This window comes from Pirellulales bacterium, from assembly GCA_036499395.1.
Classification (GTDB): Bacteria; Planctomycetota; Planctomycetia; order Pirellulales; family JACPPG01; genus JACPPG01.
This window is the reverse complement of sequence record DASYDW010000064.1, coordinates 70,645-89,305: the sequence shown is the minus strand read 5'-3', so window position 1 is coordinate 89,305 and position 18,661 is coordinate 70,645. Positions and strand designations below refer to the sequence as shown.

General features: G+C 60.6%; 12 protein-coding genes and 1 tRNA gene. 10 read left to right on the top strand and 3 right to left on the bottom strand.

The features are described 5' to 3' along the window. Positions 1-17 precede the first annotated feature (17 nt). The 3 genes from VGN12_11555 to VGN12_11545 all read left to right on the top strand — a co-directional run bounded on the left by VGN12_11555 (position 18) and on the right by VGN12_11545 (position 5,410). Positions 18-1,109, top strand: a complete 1,092-nt coding sequence (locus VGN12_11555; protein HEY4310078.1) for an alcohol dehydrogenase catalytic domain-containing protein — start codon at positions 18-20, stop codon at positions 1,107-1,109. Between the two features lie 262 nt (positions 1,110-1,371). Then, positions 1,372-2,004, top strand: a complete 633-nt coding sequence (locus tag VGN12_11550; GenBank protein HEY4310077.1) for a sigma-70 family RNA polymerase sigma factor — start codon at positions 1,372-1,374, stop codon at positions 2,002-2,004. Next, positions 1,991-5,410, top strand: coding sequence for a protein kinase (locus VGN12_11545; GenBank protein ID HEY4310076.1), 3,420 nt, complete (start codon positions 1,991-1,993; stop codon positions 5,408-5,410). The genes VGN12_11550 and VGN12_11545 overlap by 14 nt, the downstream gene beginning before the upstream one ends. Positions 5,411-5,506: 96 nt before the next feature. Here the strand turns inward: VGN12_11545 and VGN12_11540 are convergent. Next, positions 5,507-5,580, bottom strand: a tRNA-Met gene (locus VGN12_11540). 649 nt (positions 5,581-6,229) lie between these two features. Here VGN12_11540 and VGN12_11535 point away from each other — a divergent pair. Beyond that, a complete protein-coding gene (locus tag VGN12_11535; GenBank protein HEY4310075.1) occupies positions 6,230-8,077 on the top strand; it encodes a squalene--hopene cyclase in 1,848 nt (615 codons plus the stop codon). Positions 8,078-8,091: 14 nt separating this feature from the next. Here VGN12_11535 and VGN12_11530 read toward each other — a convergent pair whose 3' ends face one another. Further along, entirely contained in the window at positions 8,092-9,105 is a 1,014-nt protein-coding gene (locus VGN12_11530) for an endonuclease/exonuclease/phosphatase family protein (protein HEY4310074.1), read from the bottom strand. Between the two features lie 224 nt (positions 9,106-9,329). On the opposite strand from VGN12_11530, the gene VGN12_11525 reads away from it, so the two are divergent. The 4 genes from VGN12_11525 to VGN12_11510 all read left to right on the top strand — a co-directional run bounded on the left by VGN12_11525 (position 9,330) and on the right by VGN12_11510 (position 13,329). Further along, the gene (locus tag VGN12_11525; protein HEY4310073.1) at positions 9,330-9,674 is read left to right on the top strand and encodes a hypothetical protein; all 345 of its coding nucleotides are present in this window, start codon (positions 9,330-9,332) and stop codon (positions 9,672-9,674) included. A 45-nt stretch (positions 9,675-9,719) separates the two neighbouring features. After that, positions 9,720-10,322 (top strand): DUF1990 domain-containing protein, encoded by a 603-nt coding sequence (locus tag VGN12_11520; GenBank protein HEY4310072.1) that lies wholly within the window; start codon positions 9,720-9,722, stop codon positions 10,320-10,322. 135 nt (positions 10,323-10,457) lie between these two features. After that, positions 10,458-11,954: a Gfo/Idh/MocA family oxidoreductase gene (locus tag VGN12_11515; GenBank protein ID HEY4310071.1), complete on the top strand. Its 1,497-nt coding sequence runs from the start codon at positions 10,458-10,460 to the stop codon at positions 11,952-11,954. Between the two features lie 187 nt (positions 11,955-12,141). Continuing rightward, complete coding sequence (locus VGN12_11510; protein HEY4310070.1) at positions 12,142-13,329, top strand: heparan-alpha-glucosaminide N-acetyltransferase domain-containing protein; 1,188 nt, start codon at positions 12,142-12,144, stop codon at positions 13,327-13,329. 134 nt (positions 13,330-13,463) lie between these two features. Here the strand turns inward: VGN12_11510 and VGN12_11505 are convergent, their stop codons facing one another. Then, complete coding sequence (locus tag VGN12_11505; GenBank protein ID HEY4310069.1) at positions 13,464-15,206, bottom strand: amidohydrolase family protein; 1,743 nt, start codon at positions 15,204-15,206, stop codon at positions 13,464-13,466. Positions 15,207-15,473: 267 nt separating this feature from the next. Between VGN12_11505 and VGN12_11500 the strand changes: the two genes are divergently transcribed. After that, on the top strand, positions 15,474-17,063 hold the full coding sequence (locus VGN12_11500) for an FGGY-family carbohydrate kinase (protein HEY4310068.1): 1,590 nt from the start codon (positions 15,474-15,476) through the stop codon (positions 17,061-17,063). Positions 17,064-17,153: 90 nt separating this feature from the next. After that, complete coding sequence (locus VGN12_11495) at positions 17,154-18,581, top strand: aminotransferase class V-fold PLP-dependent enzyme (GenBank protein ID HEY4310067.1); 1,428 nt, start codon at positions 17,154-17,156, stop codon at positions 18,579-18,581. The last annotated feature ends 80 nt before the right edge of the window (positions 18,582-18,661 follow it).

Genomic DNA, 18,661 nt, shown 5'->3' with positions numbered 1-18,661 from the left:
GAAGGTGGAACTGCGCGATGAAAGCCTGGCGATTTTACGGCTTCGGCGATCTGCGGTTGGATGATGTACCCGAGCCGGAGTGCGCGCCGGGACACGTGTTGGTCGAGCCCTTGTGCGTGCAACCGAGCGTGACCGAGGCCCAACTGGCGCTTGGCATACCCACGCTGGCATACGAGCGCGTGAAACGCCGCCTGGAAACCGAGGCGCCGATCCAACTTTTCGGCCATGAATTCTGCGCAAAGATCGTCGCCGTTGGCCGCGGTGCCAATCGATTTCGCGTGGGGGATCGCGTCGCGGCGCGCGCCAAACAACCTTGCGGTGAATGTCCATTGTGCCAATCGGAGCGCAGCCATCTCTGCCGCAAAGGTCCAGTTATCGGATTTGATTTGCCAGGCTGTTTTTCCGAGATCGCGATTCTGCCCGAGATCGCGCTGGTGAAAGTCGACGATCGGATCTCGGATAGCGAGGCGGCCTGCTTGCAATCGCTCAGCGACAGCGTGGCCGCGGTCGAGACTGCGCAGATTCAGGTCGGCGATACGGTCGTCATTCTGGGACAAGGAAGCATGGGGCTGGAATGCCTGCAGATCGCGCGACTGTGCGGCGCGGGGCTGACCATTACGGTGGACGTCCGCGAAGAAGCGTGTGCGATCTCGCGCGAGCTGGGGGCCGACCATGCTTTGAACGCCAACCAGTGCGATGTCGTCGCGACGATTTGCCAGTTGACCGAGGACGTCGGTGCCGACGTTGTTTTCGAATGTGCGGGCGGCAGCCCCCGACAAGGTCTTGCTGGTCATCGGTCGCTGTTGCAGGCGATCGACACCGTGCGTTCCGGCGGCAAGATCATTGGCGTTTCGTTCTACGGAGGTGCGATCCCGCTCGAAATCGATCTGCTGCGCGAGCGCAGTCTGCGCTACATTTTTCCGGACATCAGCACACAAGCCCATCTGGCCTATACCGTGCGACTGGCGGCGACAGGACGCGTGAGCTTAAAGCCGACCATCACGCACGTGTTGTCGGGCATCGGGGCCGTTCCTCAGGCTTTTGAAATCACGGCCAATAAAGGGAAGTATCAAGCAATCAATCCGGCGCAGGTAATGATGCGTGCTTGATGGGCCGGTAAATTCTTTGGGCACGTCGCGAGCCCAGCCTGCTCCTTGGCTCGACAGCGGCTAGAGGGTAATCCCCCTACCACCGTTAACACCCGTACAGTATCCGGTTGAACGCACGCGGTGAATTTGCGGTGAGGCGCGGCCGGGCCACGTCGCAGAGACGAAATCGTTGCGTCATCCTCGACTGAGGGTTAGCATGGACCCAATCGAGGGGTAAGCTGCGAGGGCCATTCTATCGCCTCACATTTCGGGATGTTTGAGCATGCACCGGCCAGCGTCAGGCAATCTCTCCGGCACGAACGGCCGTGATCCGATCGAAGCCGCTCGCGCCGGCTCGATCGAAGATTTTGGGGCGTTAGTCTCTGGACTGCGCGATTATCTGTTGTTCGTGGCCAATCGGGAATTGACTCCCGATCTTCGCGCCAAGATCAGCCCGTCGGATGTGCTGCAAGAGACGTTCATTCAAGCGCAGCGAAAGATCGCGGATTTCGCCGGCAGCAGTGAAGGGGAATTGCTGGCTTGGTTGCGCGGAATTCTATTGAACAAGATCCAGGTCGCCGAGCAACGATACATCAGCGCGCAGGCGCGCGATGTCCGACGCGAAGTCTTTTTGGATGATTCCGCGGCGACCTTTCCCGACAAGGAGAACTTGCCGGGAGACTTCGATACGCCCAGCCGGCGCGTCGTAGCTGCCGAGCAGACCGCGGCCGTCGATACGCTGCTCGGGTGTTTGCCGCCGGAATACGAGCGCGTACTCAGGCTGCGCTACTGGGAACAACTCCCGCTGGACGAGATTGCCCAACAGATGCATCGTAGCACGGATGCGGTGCAAAAGCTTTGGTTCCGGGCCGTGGAACGCCTCAAACGGGAGATGCATCGCCGTGAACAACCATGAGCTGTCCGCGCAGACGGGCGAAACGGCGGGCGACGACCAACTCATCAAGGCCGCCTGGGCCTTCGATGAAGAGTTGATTCGTCGCCGTCCGGGCGAGATATCGATTTCGCTTGCCGGCAGCGGCACCTTGGATCCAGCGTCGCGCGCACGCTTGCATCAGGCGCAAGCCGCGATGGAATTTCTCTTCCATGCAAGCACGGACTCGCTCGAGCACACGGCTTCGTCCTTCTCTCGCGCGATCGAGGTGACGGACGACGAGTCCTGCCCGAACGAGACAGATCCAACGAAGCCGGAATTGCCCAAGAAGTTTGGTCGATTCGAGGTTGTGCGGGAGCTGGGACGCGGGGGGCTGGGCGTCGTCATGCTGGCGCGCGATCCAATTTTGAAACGCGAAGTGGCTGTCAAAGTTCCGCGCCCCGAAGCCCTGTTGACGGCTGATCTGCGCTCACGATTTCTGCGCGAGGCGCAGGCCGCGGCGCGCTTGACGCATCCGAATATCGTTGCCGTCTACGAGGCGGGACAGGTGGGCGTCGTCATGTACCTGGCGGCCGCCTATTGCCCGGGAACGAACCTGGCCGTTTGGCTGCACGGTTGCGGAGGGACGGTCCGGCGCCGCACAGCTGTAGAGATCGTTCTTAAGATCGCCGAGGCGATCGATTACGCGCATCAGCATGGCGTCTTGCATCGCGACTTGAAGCCCGGCAACATTCTGCTCGAGGCGTTCGAGCCATCTGGCACAACGGACGATCAACGACCGTTGGGGTTCATTCCCAAAATCTCGGATTTTGGCCTGGCGAAAATCCAGGACGTCGCTGGCGACGATACTCGGGCCGGTTTGGTCATGGGAACGCCAGCGTACATGGCCCCTGAACAAGCGGAAGGCCGCCTCGATATTGTTTGCCCCGCCACGGACGTCTACGGCCTGGGTACGATTCTTTACGAACTGCTTACGGGACAGCCGGTCTTTCGAGGCGCCAATGACGCCGACGTCCTGCGCAAGGTCGTGATGGACGAGCCAGTCGCTCCGCGGAGTTTGCGGCCTAGAATTCCGCGCGACCTGGAAGCCGTCTGTTTGAAATGCCTGCAGAAAGAACCGTCGCATCGTTATCCCTCGGCGGCGCGCCTGGCCGCGGATCTGCGGCGTATCTTGAATGGCGAGGTCACCGAAGCACGAACGCTGTCGTTGCCGGAACGCTTCTGGAAGTGGGTTCATCGTCGTCCGGCGATCGCCGCCATCGTGTTGATAACAATATTCTGCGGGTCGGCAATTGCAGCCTTGTCGGGCCTGTATTCCTGGCGGCTGTCGAAGGAATTGCAGCTTTCGGAACGGCGCCGTGTCGATGCCGTTATGGCGCGGGCCGACAGCGAGAAGCATCGCAACGACGTGCTGCGCGAGCGAGACGTCAACGAACAGTATGCCTACGCCGGGCGTATGCAAGAGGCATTTCAAGCTCTGGCACAGGGAGACGTCGAGGATATCTCCAAGCTTCTTGCGCATTACGAAGATGGTACGCGACGGGCCAAACTGCGCGGATTTGAGTGGTACCATTTGCAACGCTCTTTGGCCGGAGAGCGATTGTTGCTGCGAGGTCACAAGGGAGAGATTTACGGCGTCGCATTCTCACCAGATGGCCGGCTGCTCGCCACGGGAGGAGCCGACGGCACTATACGTCTTTGGGATCCGTCCAGCGGCGAGGAACTGCGTACCATCTATGCGCACGCGAATTGCACAAACGACTTGGATTTTTCGCCCGATGGACGATCGCTTGCCAGTGCTAGTTGCGATGGCTCGATCAAGCTGTGGGACACGCGCACGTGGATGCCCAACCGCACCTTAACGCAGGCGAAGAAGCCTATGTTGTGCGTAGCCTTCTCGCCGGACGGGCGATTTTTGGCAGGTGGTGGTAATGGTGGCGGCCTGAGAATATGGGACCCGGCGGGGCGGATTGTCACGACTCTTGATATCCCCGATCCAGTGAATGCCGCGATTTGGAGTTCTGATTCACGCTATTTGGCTACTCCCATCAACGGCGCAGTCCAACTGTGGGACACCTCGGATTGGTCGCAGCAAAAGATCCTTGCAAAATCGGTTGTCATGAGTGCCGCATTTTCCTCCGGCGATAAAATGCTGGCGCTAAATTTGGAATCCGATATTGGGTTCGTTGGTGTTAACGAGCGAGAAGCGAATCCGTCGTTGATAGGCCATCGCGGACGAATTTTTAAAGTGCTGTTTCGGCCTGGGGGCACCGAATTGCTTTCCTGTGGTGAAGACCGGACGGTGAAGATCTGGAAGGTGATGTCCGCCAACCGAACTCCGAGTAGCGATTCCTCGGACGATGGAACCGAGGCCACGGAAAACCGTTCGCTCGTCGGGCATGGGGCGCGGGTGCAAGACATGGTTCTAGCGCCCGACGGCCATACTCTGGCCACGGCCAGTTTCGACGGAACTGTGCGACTGTGGGACTTGGACGCGCGCGGCGGAGCGACGCCGATGCTGTCATGTCCGGTGACAAGGCTGTCCGTGGGCTACGCCCCGCCCACCTTTTCGGCTGACTTGCGCCGGCTTGCCGTGTACACGGACCAGGGACACGTCAATCTTTGGAATGTCGACAATGGCCAGCGACTGCTGGATCGAGACGTTGAATCCGAAGGTCTCTCGGCGAATTGGTTTGCCAGCGATCTGCGTTACTTCGCGGCCTGGGATGGGGATCGCGAATTGCTCTCGTTCCAAACTCTTGAGGCAAACGAACGGATCGTAGACTCGACGAATTATGTCGGCAAAGTGCACGACGTCCGATTGAGTGCTGATGGGGCAAAGGCCGTGGCCGGTGACGGAGTCGGCGTGCGGATTTGGAACACGGCGACCGGGGACGGGGGCTTTGTTTACAGTCCGCCCGGGTATAGCGAGGAGGAGCGCCATGATTTCGGCGGCAGAGTCCGCCCTGCATTGTCGAGCACGGGACGATTGCTCGCCGTCACTAACGTTAATAGTCCAGGACTCCTCAACCTCGAGACGAATGCCTGGACGGACCTTTCGGGCCTCGAAGGGTTTGTCGCGGACTGGTATTTCTCACGCGATGATCGCTATTTCATTGTGAACAGCTATCCAATTGGTGTCAGTGTTTTCGATACACAAAGTGGCAGGCTCGTACGTCTGTTGCGGCTGCAATCACGCGTGACCGCCTCGGCCTGCTCGCCAGATTCCAATACCGTGGCCGTCGCAACAGGTCGCAAGATCACGCTGTGGCATGCGGAAACCGGGCAAAAGATGGGAAGCGTCGCCACGCAGGAGGAGGCCGGTTCAATCATCCACGTGCAGTTCTCGGACGATGGCAAGCATCTGGGCGCCGTGACGGCGAAGCCGGCCGACGACGGGACGGGCCTAGCGACCGTGTACGTGTGGTGACTTCTTGCGAATGCGCCCCGGTCGTTATCGGCCCATCCATAAACGGCGCAATAAAAAACCCGCGGTCAGTGGCATCACTAACCGCGGGCAGGAAAATGGCGGGGACAGGATTCGAACCTGCGACCTCGAGGTTATGAGCCTCGCGAGCTACCGGGCTGCTCCACCCCGCGTCATGTTCTGGTGGCGTCACCGGTCGATGGCGTTCGCTCCCTGAGAGGAGTTCGCGTCGACGGGCGACTCTCAGAGTATACCACCGTTATACGGCCATCGGCAAGCGTACCGATTTGTGCGGTGAAACGCCCCAAATTGTCGTCGAGGCAGCAACCTTTGCGATTTTCATTGCTATGGTGGAAGTAATCCTCGGGGGCGCGCCGAGACCAATCAGGTCAATCATCTGGTGCAAAAAACCTGTCGCGCCGTGAACTGGTGACGATGACGCCAGCGGGATTTGCGACGTGTTGGCCCCCGCGCCGCCCGCAGAATCGTTGCGACAGGTGTTCGCGCTGTAACAATTTGGCCTTTGCCGTCCTCATATCCGGCCCGTGTCGATCGTCGCAACTCGCTGTGCTGCTTGTACTTTCTTGCCCGCATCTGGGGGCACTGTTAGAGTGGACATTAGCGGCTTGCCGGCGGCGATTTGTCAGGCCCGCTGCGAGCCCTGCGCACATTCGACGAGCACCGGCGCGGTAAGTTGAACCGCGATAGATTCGAGTTCGCGCAACCGGCTTTCAATTCGGAAGTTCGGCAAACTGCGCCGGCAGGTTGAGTATCAAGTGATGGTCCGACGCGCGCCAACGGAAACGGACAGAGGTTAGCCCCATGGCGGATTCGGAATCCTTGCCGATGCAAGGTCCGCCCCAGCACGTGACGCCCTTGCGCGCGCCGGCCGGGCCGCCGCCCATTCCCGATGCTCCGTCCCCGCCTGTATCAGGTACACGTCCAGCGCCGCCGTCGTTCAGCGCTCAGGACCGGTCGACGGCAGCAAGTTCGCCCCCCGAACCGCCTCCGTCATGGCTTACCGTCCCGAACGTGACCGACCAGGTACGCGGCGCCGCGGCGCGGCAGCCGCCATCGTCGCCGCCTGCTGGGCAACCGGCGCAGTTCCAACGACCGGTAACGGGCTCTGCGGTACCAACGATCCCTGGCGGCAAGCCAGTGCCGATGGCCACCGTGGCTGGCGCCGCACAAGTGCCCCGCGCTCAACCGGTCGGTTCGCGGCCGCCGGCCGTGATTCCGCAGGGCCGGCGCACCGAACCGGCCGCCGACGAATCGTTGGAAGAGCGCGCCTACAAAGCCGCGCCCCCGTGGCTGATCAGTGCGCTGGTACACATGCTGCTACTGATCATTCTCGGGCTGATTTTCGCCGCGCCGCGCATGCGGCTGGGACGTGACACGCTGGAACTCGATGCGATTTACGCCGATCGACTGGGCGATCAGGTGCTCGACGACACCGTTTACTCGGGCAAGACCGCGCCGGATCATGCTAACAAGATGATGATCACGCCCACGGACCTGGCGGCGGTCGACGATCCTTTCGCGGCTCCCAAGCAGCCGGATGTGGCGCTCGATGGCACCGCGGCGGCCATGGATCTGCGGGCGCCGACGATTGGGTTGGCGCTTTCTGGCCGGCAAGAAGGAATGCGGCAATCACTTCTCGGCGCGTACGGCGGCAACAAGCTCAGCGAAGGGGCGGTGCAGGAAGGGCTGGCTTTCCTCGCTCGTCAGCAACGCAACGATGGCTCGTGGAGTTTGAAGGGCCCGTATCGTGACGGCGCCTACAACGAAAACGTCGAGGCCGCCACGGCCATGGCGTTGTTGGCGTTTCAAGGGCATGGAAATACCCACAAAAACGGAACCTATAAGAAGAACGTCGAAGCAGGTATCAAGCATCTGCTGAACGTTCAAGGCCCTGACGGCAACTTCTATCAGGGAAGCCGCGGCAACGAATGGCTGTACACGCAAGGGCAATGCTCGATCGTGATCTGCGAACTGTACGGCATGACGAAGGATTCGCATCTGCGCCTGCCGGCCGAAAAAGCGATCAAGTTCTGTATCGAAGCCCAGGATGCCCTGGGTGGCTGGCGTTATCGCCCGAAGATGGACAGTGACACATCCGTGACCGGCTGGATCGTCATGGCGCTGCAAAGCGCGCGGATGGCCGGCCTCGACGTGCCCAAAGAGACGCTCGACCGTGTCAGCGGTTATCTCGACAAGGTGACGACCGATGGCAGCCTGTACGCTTATCAGATCACTCACCAGCCGGATCATGTCATGACCGCCGAGGCGCTATTGTGCCGGCAATATCTCGGCTGGAACCAATACGACCCGAAACTGGTCGCCGGCGTGGATTACATCGGCAGCCATCTACCGAATTGGCTCGATCGCGACGTCTACTATTGGTACTACGGCACGCAAGTCATGCACCACATGGGAGGCGCGCACTGGAAACGTTGGAATGATTCGTTGCGCGACATGCTGGTCGAGCATCAAGAGAAGAGTGGGCCTGACAAGGGAAGCTGGGACCCGAAAGGCAAAAGCCCCGACGCCTGGGCCGTGCGCGATCAAGGGGGGCGGCTGTACGTAACTTGCCTGTCGCTATACATGCTCGAGGTCTATTACCGCCACCTGCCGATCTACAGCAGTGGCGCGGCGAACATCGAACGATAGCGCTGCCGGCATGGCTATCGGCTTCGCTCTCCGCCAGGGGCGCTGGCCACGGGCCCGCCGCGTTGGCCCCCTTCGTAGACGCTGAATTCGGCCCACACCGGGAAATGGTCCGAGACTTCAAGCGCGTCTTGCAGCGAAAGCTGATACTCGCGCATCAAGTTCAACACGCCCGACCGGCCGGTGTACTCGGTCGTCGCGCGGCGGTCGAAGATAATATTGTCGTACAGCTTGTTGCCACGCGTATTGGACGGGGTCTTCGAGATGGCCGTGACCAGGTACGGCATTTTGCCTAGCTCGCCGAGGTGCCCGTCGTCGGTATTCAAATCTCCCAGCAGGATGACGTCGTCCTCACGACGGCCATCGTCGCGTACGGCGCGGAATACGTCGTCGAGTGCGTTCATTTCCGACGCGACTTCGTCCGGGTCGGTGTGAATGTCAATCAGCGAAAAGGTGAACGCTTGGCCGGGCGCCGGTCCGCGCACCGTAAAGCCACATACCATCGGCTCGCGATGCAGCCGATCATCCGGATCATCCACGGTGTACATGCTGCCGGGCACCGGTTCGATGCTGGCCCGATTGTAGATAATGGCGTACTGTTCCTTGCTCGAAGTTCTTCCCAGGCGCGGGCCGATGACGAAGTCGTAGCTGGCCCCCTCGGCGTTGATCAACTGCAAGAAGCGCGGCATGACGTCCTGGGTCGTGGCGCGGACTTCCTGAATCGCCACGACGTCAAAGCGGCGAATAACCTGGGCCAGGATCTGCATCACCTGCGGCTTAGCCAGCTTGCTTTCGCCGAAAACCTGGATATTGAACGACGCGATGCGGATCGTGCCCGCCGCGTGATCCGCCGGCGGAACATTCGAGGTCGGCTGCACGTCGGCAGCAATCCCATCGCCACCAGCCGCGGCCGCGCCGCGCCGCGTGATCGTGACCTGGTCGAGGCCATGCACCTCGAAATTGCGCTGAAACCAAACGCCGCAGCCGATCGCCGCGGCCGTAATCACTAAGGATAGAAACTTGCGCGGCACGTGCCCCTCCATGGGCGAGTGACGAGATTAGCCCACGGCGCTAGGCGCGCAGCGGGGCCGGAAGAATGGGCCAGGAAGAATAGCGAAACAGCCGACACGGCTCCAGGGCAATTATGCTGGCAGCAGGATGCGTGCAAACATACGCTCCAAACGGGCGTTATAGTCAGGCTGTCGCCGACGAACGACAAACCAACACTGGACAAGGCGATTCGGGGCAAACCACGATGTCTGCTAGCGAAACCCTGCTGTTTCTGGGGCTGCCGATTGTGTCATTCACGATCGGTTTTGTTCTGGCAGCTTTGGCAACTCGCCGCGCGTGGTCTTTGCCGCGCGCGCAATTCGTGGCCGCCGGGATTTGCTTTCTGTTACCGCTAACCGTTTTTTTCGCGATCGAGTTTCAGGCGGTCATGGCGGCCGATCGCGGCTTCGGCGCGGCGGTTCGAACCGCCGGCTCAACGGCCGTTGTGCTGTCGCTTGCCTGTGTGCCGCTGGCGCCGATTCCCGCCTTTATCGGTGCGCAGATCGCGGCCAGGTTGAACACCTCCCGCGAAGACGAGATCGAGAGTTAACGACGCCGCATCCACGGCCGATCATCGGCTGGGTGTGCGCATGCAATGGCCATCGACCTGACGCACGAGTGCATGCCAAAACTACGTAAACCGACTGAAGACGGCATTCGCCGTTTCCTAGCGCGGCAAGCGGTTGCCGATTTTTCGTACCGCGAACTGCAATGCACGCGCGACACGGCACCAGCCGGCTGGTACTGCGATCGCTATCGCGGGCATCTGGGGAACGGTACGGATACGTTTGCGCGCGCCCGCAAGGCCGTTGTGGCGTGGTCGATGTTTCGGCTCGGCTGGGTCGAAGCACATCCCGCCGCCTCGGCCATCACACCGGGGGCGAATGTGGCGGTACTCGTTCGCGCCTGCGGTGCGTGGTGGCTCAACGGGGCCAGGATCGTATACGTGCATGACTCGCCGTCTGACGATCGACAGTTTGGTTTTGCTTACGGCACGTTGCAGGATCATGCAGAGTGCGGCGAAGAACGCTTCTGGGTTGTGCGCGATCACGACGACCAGGTGTGGTTCGAGCTGACGGCGATGTCGAACCCTGCGAAATGGTTCGTGCGCGCCGCCCTTCCCCTGGTGCGCAGGTTGCAACGTTGTTTCGCAGCCGATGCCCAAAGGGCGATGCAAAGAGCGGTGGGAGGGGCCTAGGTCCGGCACACAGAGACGTGCATTCGCTCTGGCCGGTAGATAAGATAGTGCTCTGTCGACAGCGAGCATGTGCCGACTTACCCCGGTTCATTCGCGCGACCCTCCAAGCGGAAATCATTGAGCGGAGACTCGATCGTGGATAACTCATCAGACGTTTCGCGTCGTGGTTTCTTGAAAGTCGGCGCCACGGGCGCGGCCGTAGCCGCGGCCAGCACCATCGCTGCGCCTGCGCCGGCACGGGCAGCCGGAGCCAATGATCGCATTCGCTTGGGCTTCATCGGGCCGGGAGGTCGCGGTTTCGGCGCGCACATCCGAACGCTCAACAAGCTGCGCAAAGACGGCGCCAACATCGACCTGGTCGCTGTCTCGGACGTCTATACCAAGAATCAAGAGCGTGCCACGGGCTTCATCGAGAAGGAAACCGGGATCAAAGCCACGTTGTACGAAGATTACCACGACATGCTGGCCGACAAGAATGTCGACGCCGTGTGCATCGCCACACCCGACCATTGGCACGCCAAACAATCGATCGACGCCATGCGGGCCGGTAAGCATGTCTATTGTGAAAAGCCGATGACGCACACCATTCAGGAGGCGATGGACGTCGTCGACGCATGGCGTGAGACCGGCCGCGTGATGCAGGTGGGCGTGCAATCGACCAGCTTGCCGATCTGGGATCGCTGTCGCGAACTGATCGACGAAGGAAAGCTCGGCAAAGTGCTGCAGTTCCAGACCGAGTTCTTTCGTAATTCCGATACCGGACAGTGGCGCAAATATGGGCTGACCAAGGAACAGACCCCGCAAACGATCAACTGGCGCCGCTTTCTGGGCGTCGACGAGGGACTAGCCCCCGACATGCCATTCGACCGCGCCGTGTTTGCTCAGTGGCGCTGCTATTGGCCCTTTGGTTCGGGTATGTACACAGATTTGTTTGTCCATCGCACGACTGCGATGCTGAAGGGGACCGGCCTGCGGTATCCGGGGCGCGTGGTCGGCGCAGGCGGAATCTTTCTCGAGTACGACGGACGTGATGTGCCGGACGTGGCCACCGTAGTCGCGGACTACAACGAGGGAGCCCAGGCGATCATTACGGCCACGATGTGTAGCGACGCCACGCCGATTCAGCAATTGATCCGCGGCCATCACGGTTCGTTTGTCTTTGGCAACGGCGAGGAATTCACCGGCTTCGACTTCATCCCCGAGCGACCGCAAGTCACGCGCGACAGCAAGTTGCAAAAGGAACGGATCGAGGTCGGCCCGGCCGGCGATACGACCTACGCGCATTTCAAGAATTTCCTGGCCGCGGTGGCCGATGAAAATCCGGCACTTTGTAACAACCAACCCGACCTGGGCGCCGCGGCCATCGTGACCGTGAATCTGGGCTCGCGTAGTTATCGCGAAGGGAAGGCGTTTTTCTTCGACCCGCAGGCAAAACGCGAAACGCTGGCGGACGAAAGCTGGGCCGCGCGTTGGGAGAAGATGTCGAAAGACCGTGCCCATCCGGTGCATGTTCCAGGCTGGAAGGCCGGCGATTACGGCAGCCTGTTGCGACCGCCCGAGCACATGAATCTGGCCGGTCCCTGGATCGACGGCAAACCGCCCGAAGATCAACCGCCGAAGGGTGCAGGTTGAAATCGTCGCGGGCTGCTTTCGTGCGTCGCTGTACTCGTGTAACATCGCAGGACTGTATTGCCTGCCGCGCGGGCTGATTTTGTTTAGACTTAACCGCGCCGTTCTGCCCCACGAGCCTCCCTCCCCCCCTGCCCGCACTCTGCGTTGCCCTGAACGGCGGCGTGGCCAGCGCTAGCCCCTAAAGAATATGTCCACTGCTCCCGCCCCCAAAGCACGGCTTGCTTCGCTCGATCAATTTCGCGGGTACACCGTCGTCGGCATGGTGTTCGTGAATTTTGTCGGCGCGTATGTGGCGATTCCGCTGATCCTGAAGCATCGCAATACGTATTGCAGCTATGCCGATACGATCATGCCGCAATTCTTCTTTGCGGTGGGCTTTGCGTTTCGGCTGACCTTCGGACGCCGAGCTACGAGCGACGGACTATTTTCGGCCTACGGGCATGTGGTAAAGCGATTACTGGGTCTGGCTCTGGTTGCAATGATCGTCGAACGCGTGCATTCACCGGCGGCGAATTGGGAGCAGCTGACGCAACTGGGCTTGTGGGAGATTCTTGGCACTCCGATTACCAAAGGATGGTTCGGCAGTCCGCTGATGCATATTGCCGCCACCAGTTTATGGATCACGCCCGTGATCCGGGCTCGCGCGAGCGTGCGCGTGGTCTACATGTTGCTGTCGGTTGCGCTGCAATTTGTCTTATCGCATTGGTTCTATTTCGATTGGGTTTACCATAACGGTGTCGATGGCGGTCCGTTGGGATTTCTTACCTGGTCGATTCCCACAATCGTCGGCACTCTGGCCTGCGACACCGTGATGTCGGGTACGGGCTGGGGACGCGTGACGCGGATGTTCGCCTGGGGCGCGATTCTGATGGCGGTCGGTTACGGGCTTTCGTCGTTGACGACGCTGTACGACGTGCCGGAACATCGCGTTGATGAGTTAAAGGGGCAAGAGACCGCGACCGATGCAGTCATCCCCGACGGGGAGCGCTGGCGCGAATGGTCATGGCAGTGGGCTGAACCGCCGTTCGTGCCGCCGCCGCGCGAAGACCTGCGCAAGCACAACTACTGGATGATGAGCCAACGCGCCGCCACACCGTCTTATCACACGTTCGCTGCCGGATTTGCGCTCGTAGTTTACGCGCTGTTCTATATCGTATGCGACGTCTTGGGGTGGCAGCTCGGGCTGTTCCGTACGTTTGGCTCGAACGCGCTTTTGGCGTGGATCGTCCACAACCTGGTAGGAAATGCCGTCGAACCGTTCGTCCCGCGCGATTCGCCCCTGTGGTATGTGTCGGCGGCGTTCTTGCTCTATTTCGGCGTTATCTATCTGGTCGTGCGCACGATGGAAAAGAACAATATTTTTCTGAAGCTGTGACGCGCGTCGACGTCGGAAAACTACGAGGCACCGCAAACCAAGAGAGCGAGCGGCATCCCCGCCTCGTCGTCTCTTGGTCGTGTAATTCGTGGTTGTGGTGAGCGTCGGAACGACCCGCGGCCCTATGCAGCGGCTTAACGCTGCGAGCGTAACAGCCGGCCAAATCGTTCGCGACCGAATTCCGGAACGAACTGTGCGTCCTCGAAGGCCACTCGCCCGCCGACCAGGACTTGCCGCACCACGCCGTCCGAGCGTTTGACCATCCGCATCGCGCCGTGTAGCCGATCGTCGTAATGTTCAATCGGCGCACCCAGACCGGTGCGCAGCTTCTGCGGGTCGACCACCACGACGTCCGCCCGGGCGCCCGGGCGCAGAAATCCCGCGTCGATCCCCAACCATTCGGCCGATTGGCCCGTGAGCTTGTGAATCGCCTTTTCGATCGACATCAACTGCGGGTTCAGCAGTACCTGCTGCAACATCTGCAGACCGCCGTCCTGGAAGGCCATGTTGCGAGCGTGGGCGCCTGAATCGTTGAAGCCTGGCAGCGTCGTATCGTGGGCAAAAATGAATTGCCGCGGCGCGGCCCGATCGTTCGTGACGACCGTCTTCCAGCGGACCGCCGAATCGTGTTCGGCAATCAGGTCCATGAAGTATTCGAGCGGTTCCTTGCCGGCGGCGCGGGCCAATTCGTCGAACGACTTGCCTTCCTGGCCTGGCACTGGTGACGAAACGATCCACATATCGGCCAGGTCGCGGTGAAACACGCGTGCCTTCGAGCTTTCCCAATCGCGACGGAAATCGCGGCGGTAGCTGGCGTCCGCGAACATCTGCTTACGATCCGCGCTGGTGGCGCTGATCGCGTTGACGCCGGTCGGAAATTCCTCGAAGAGCGGCGTGTGGACGCCGTCGCAGTAGTTCAAAAATGGTTCGGCCAGGGCCTGCCAGCGGATATTAGCGCGGAAAAATTTGTTCAAAACCGTGCCGCCGATCGTGGCGATCTTGTAAATCGCACGATTGGTTTTCACATCCATCGCGGCCACGATCGTCGTACGCAGCGGCTTGCGACCAATTCCGGTGCTGAGCATCCCTAGCGTGGCGACCGTGCTCTTGGTCAACGCATTGGGCGTGGCCTGCAGCACGCGATCGCTGGCGCGCACCGGCTCGGCCAGACTGCGATATTCGCTGGGATGCGCATGTTGCGATGGCACGGAAATTCCGCGGAACGGTTCGCCATCCAAGCGATGCCAAGGGAGCATATCGATCGAAAGGCCGACGTAGCCTTCGTCGATCGCTTCCTCGACGAGCTTTTGCATCTGGCGAACTTCTTGCGGTTCGGCCTTGGCGACGCTCAGGCTCCGCTCCATTCCCATCACGTGGGCACGGACGTTCGAGTGCCCCAGCAGCGAGGCCACATTCGGTCCCAGCGGCAATTGATCCAGGTGCTGGTAATACTCGCGCACGCCGTTCCACGGGATCGAATCTCCCAGCCAACGTGACAGTACGTCGCGAGGCAAACTTTCGACGCGGCAAAATAGATCGAGAATGTCCTTCGTCTCGCCCAGGGCCGCCGACAACGAGCAATTGCCCATGACGACCGTCGTCACGCCGTGGCGTACCGACTCCTCCAGGCCAGGCATCGCCTCGACCTCGGCATCGTAATGGGTATGGATGTCCAGCATGCCGGGCATCACCCATTGGCCGCGGGCATCGATCTCGCGCCGGCCGGTCAACGGCAATTGCGTGCCCACGGCCCGCACCTTGCCATCGGCGATCGCCACGTCGGCCGTCTGGGCCGGCGAGTTGGCGCCGTCGAAAAACTGGCCGTTGCGGATCACGACATCACAGGTCGCGCCCGCCTGATTTTCTGCACTCTGCATTACACAAATCCTTCTACCGCCGTCAAACGCCGCTTCACATCTTAGCCCGCCATGGTATGCGGTGTAGACCAGTATTTTCGCTTTTCGAGGGCCGGTTGGCTATGGGCAGGCGAGTGAAGCCGGGCAGGGCTCGGCGGCGGAGTCGCGGTTTGCGGCGATCCGATTTGACGCCCGATTTTGCCCTACCTACGATGCGAGGGTTCTCATCTATCTGGCCGGCGCGATGCATTCTTTGGCGTTATCGCACGGTGTGGCGAGGAACCTACTGTGCCCCGTAGCGACCGGCGTCAATTTGTCGTGGCGATCGATCTTGGCTCAAGCGGTCCCAAGGTCGCCTTGGTGGCAGACAACGGAGAAATGGTCGCCCACGCGCGCGAGCGAGTCGAGACATTTTTTCTTCCCGGTGGCGGGGCCGAACAGGATCCGGCCGATTGGTGGCGCGCCTGTACCGATGGCGTTCGCCAGGTTCTAAAGACCGCGCAACCGGCGGTTGAAGATGTGATCGGCATTACCTGCACAGGTCAGTGGTCGGTCACCGTGCCGGTGGATCGGGACGGAAAACCTCTGATGCGGGCCGTGCATTGGATGGACTCGCGCGGCGCCCCGTATACGCGCGCCGTGACCGGCGGTTTGATCAAGGTGGCCGGCTATGGAGCGCGCAAGCTTGCGCGCTGGCTGAGCCGCACTGGCGGCGTGCCTACACATTCCGGCAATGACGCGCTCGCGCATGTGCTCTTCATCAAACACGGCTGCCCGGAAGTTTATCGACAGACCCACGCCCTGCTCGAGCCAAGTGATTATCTCGGCATGCGTTTAACAGGTCGCATGGCGGCGACGCAAGCCACGATTTTTCCTTACTTGCTGACCGACAATCGCGACTTAGCCAAGGTCGATTACGATCCGCGCCTGTTGGCGTGGAGTGATGTCGATCGCGCAAAGATGCCGGACCTCGTGCCCGTCACCTCGGTGCTCGGAACAATTCTTCCGACCGTGGCGGACGAATGGGGGCTTGGTCGGCATGTGCAGGTCGTCGTTGGTTGCGGCGATACCTCGGCCGCGGCGGTGGGCTCGGGTGCTGTGCATGATTTCGACGGCCATCTGTGCATTGGCACGTCTTCGTGGCTGACATGCCACATTCCGTTCAAGAAGACCAGCATCGGCTCTTACATGGGGACGATGCCGGCCGCGATTCCTGGACGGAACCTGATCGTGGCCGAGCAGGGGCCGGCCGGAAAATGCCTGGAACTGTTCGTCGAGCGTTGGTTTTTCGCCAATGACGAAAACCTGCAGCCTGCGCCGGGCTTCGATCGTTACCAGCATGCGTTACAGTTGGCCGCGCAGGCGCCGGCCGGTAGCGACGGACTGATTTTCCTGCCGTGGGTTAATGGCGCAGGCCCACCGACGGGGGATGCCTTCATGCGTGGCGGATTCTTGAATCAAACGCTGCGCACCGGCCGGGCCGAGGCCTTGCGTGCGGTGCTCGAAGGGGTGGCGTACAATCTCAACTGGCTGCTGGCGGCACAAGAGAAATTCATCGGACGACGCTATGCCGAGTTGAAGTTCAGCGGCGGCGGCGCCCAGTCCGACTTGTGGTGCCAGATTCTGGCCGACGTGTTCGATCGCCCCATTCGTCAGATCGACCAGCCGAATCACGCCATCGTGCGTGGCGCGGCCTACCTGGCCCTGATTGCGTTGGGGCGATTGCAGATCGACGAAGTTCCGAGCATCGTGAAGTCCAACAAGACGTTCAAACCGCGATTGGAAAACCGTGCCGTTTACGACCGTATGGTCGGAGAATTTGTGCAAGCGTATCGAGCCAACAAATCGCTGTTCCGCCGTTTAAACGGACCGACTTAATCCACTGCCTGAGATATTCGAAACCATCGAAAAGTTATTCGCGCCGGAATTCTTGGCCGGCCTTTTCACTCGAAATTGGGAGATACTCGCGTGTCAAATCTTGCCGAGGAACTGGGCCTGCTGCAGCCGCTCGATGAAATGATGCACCCCTACCGGGAGCAATTTCCGGCCGTGAATCAGTTGCCGGCCACGGGCCTGCCACATGAAAAAGTGCTGGCGATCATGGAAAAGCTGCAAGCCATCGAAGCCGGTCGCTGGCGCGAAGGCTACGCTTCGGGCTCGGTCTACCACGGCGACGACTCGCACATTGAGTTCATGAACCGTGTTTATGCCACGCAATCGCAAGCCAATCAATTGCACTCCGACCTATGGCCCAGCGCCGCGAAATTCGAAGCCGAAATCGTTTCGATGACGGCCCATATGCTTTCGGCCGAAGCGACGGGCGAACCGTTCGATTCCGAGAACGGCGTTTGCGGGTCGGTCAGCTCCGGAGGCTCGGAGAGCATCCAACTGGCGATGAAGGCTTACCGAGATTGGGCCCGTGATAAGCGCGGCATTACCGAGCCTGAGATTGTTGTGCCCCGCTCTGCGCACGCGGCGTTTTACAAATCGGCACAGTATTTCAATTTGAAGCTGGTCGCGACGCCGTTGGACGATCAGTTCCGCGCGGATGTCGACGCCATGGCCGCCGCGATTAACAAAAACACGATCGCGCTCGTCGCGTCGGCGCCCAACTTTCCCTACGGCACAATCGACAAGATCGACGAGATCTCGGCGCTGGCCTTGAGCCACGGCGTCGGCTGCCACGTCGATGCCTGCCTGGGAGGTTACTTTCTCCCCTGGGCCGAAAAGCTTGGCTATCCGGTCCCGGTCTTCGATTTCCGCCTGCCCGGCGTTACGAGCATGTCGTGCGATACGCATAAGTATGGTTATGCCGCGAAAGGGACGTCCGTGGTGCTGTATCGCGGTCGCGACCTCCGGCATTATCAATTCTTTACGATCGCGGACTGGCCGGGCGGGCTGTATTACTCGCCGACGTTTTCCGGTAGCCGTCCCGGCGGCCTCAGCGCCGCATGCTGGGCGTCGTTAGTGACCATGGGCGAGTCGAACTACCTGGCCGGCGCCAAGGCGATTCTCGATGCCGTGGCCGTCATGAAAAAGGGGATCGAGGAAATCCCCGAGCTCAAGCTGTTGGGCGAAACTTTCGCAGTGTTCTCGTTCGGTTCGGACGAATTGAACATGTACGAAGTGCTCGACCAGATGTCGCATCGCAAATGGGCACTAACGGGCCTGCAACATCCGGCCGCGATCCATGTCAGCACAACGTTACGCCACGCGCAACCGGGCGTGGCCGAACGGTTCGTGAAGGACCTTAAGGAATCGGTCGAGCACGTCCGCGCCAACCCCGGTGCCGACGGAGGCATGGCCCCCATCTACGGCATGGCCGCGGCGATTCCTGACAAGACGATCGTTCACGACATGCTGCGGCAAGTCATCGATATCTATTACAAGACATAGCCGCCGCAGTAGCCTGAAGAGAACAGAGATACAGTCGCAGATTGCGCAAATGAACGCAGATCGAGCCAAAGAGGGAATAG

Excerpts from the sequence above, each read along its gene's own strand:
- VGN12_11555 (HEY4310078.1), top strand. The coding sequence starts at position 18 with ATGAAAGCCTGGCGATTTTACGGCTTCGGCGATCTGCGGTTGGATGAT.
- VGN12_11550 (HEY4310077.1), top strand. The coding sequence starts at position 1,372 with ATGCACCGGCCAGCGTCAGGCAATCTCTCCGGCACGAACGGCCGTGAT.
- VGN12_11535 (HEY4310075.1), top strand. The coding sequence starts at position 6,230 with ATGGCGGATTCGGAATCCTTGCCGATGCAAGGTCCGCCCCAGCACGTG.
- VGN12_11525 (HEY4310073.1), top strand. The coding sequence starts at position 9,330 with ATGTCTGCTAGCGAAACCCTGCTGTTTCTGGGGCTGCCGATTGTGTCA.
- VGN12_11520 (HEY4310072.1), top strand. The coding sequence starts at position 9,720 with ATGGCCATCGACCTGACGCACGAGTGCATGCCAAAACTACGTAAACCG.
- VGN12_11510 (HEY4310070.1), top strand. The coding sequence starts at position 12,142 with ATGTCCACTGCTCCCGCCCCCAAAGCACGGCTTGCTTCGCTCGATCAA.
- VGN12_11505 (HEY4310069.1), bottom strand. The coding sequence starts at position 15,206 with ATGCAGAGTGCAGAAAATCAGGCGGGCGCGACCTGTGATGTCGTGATC.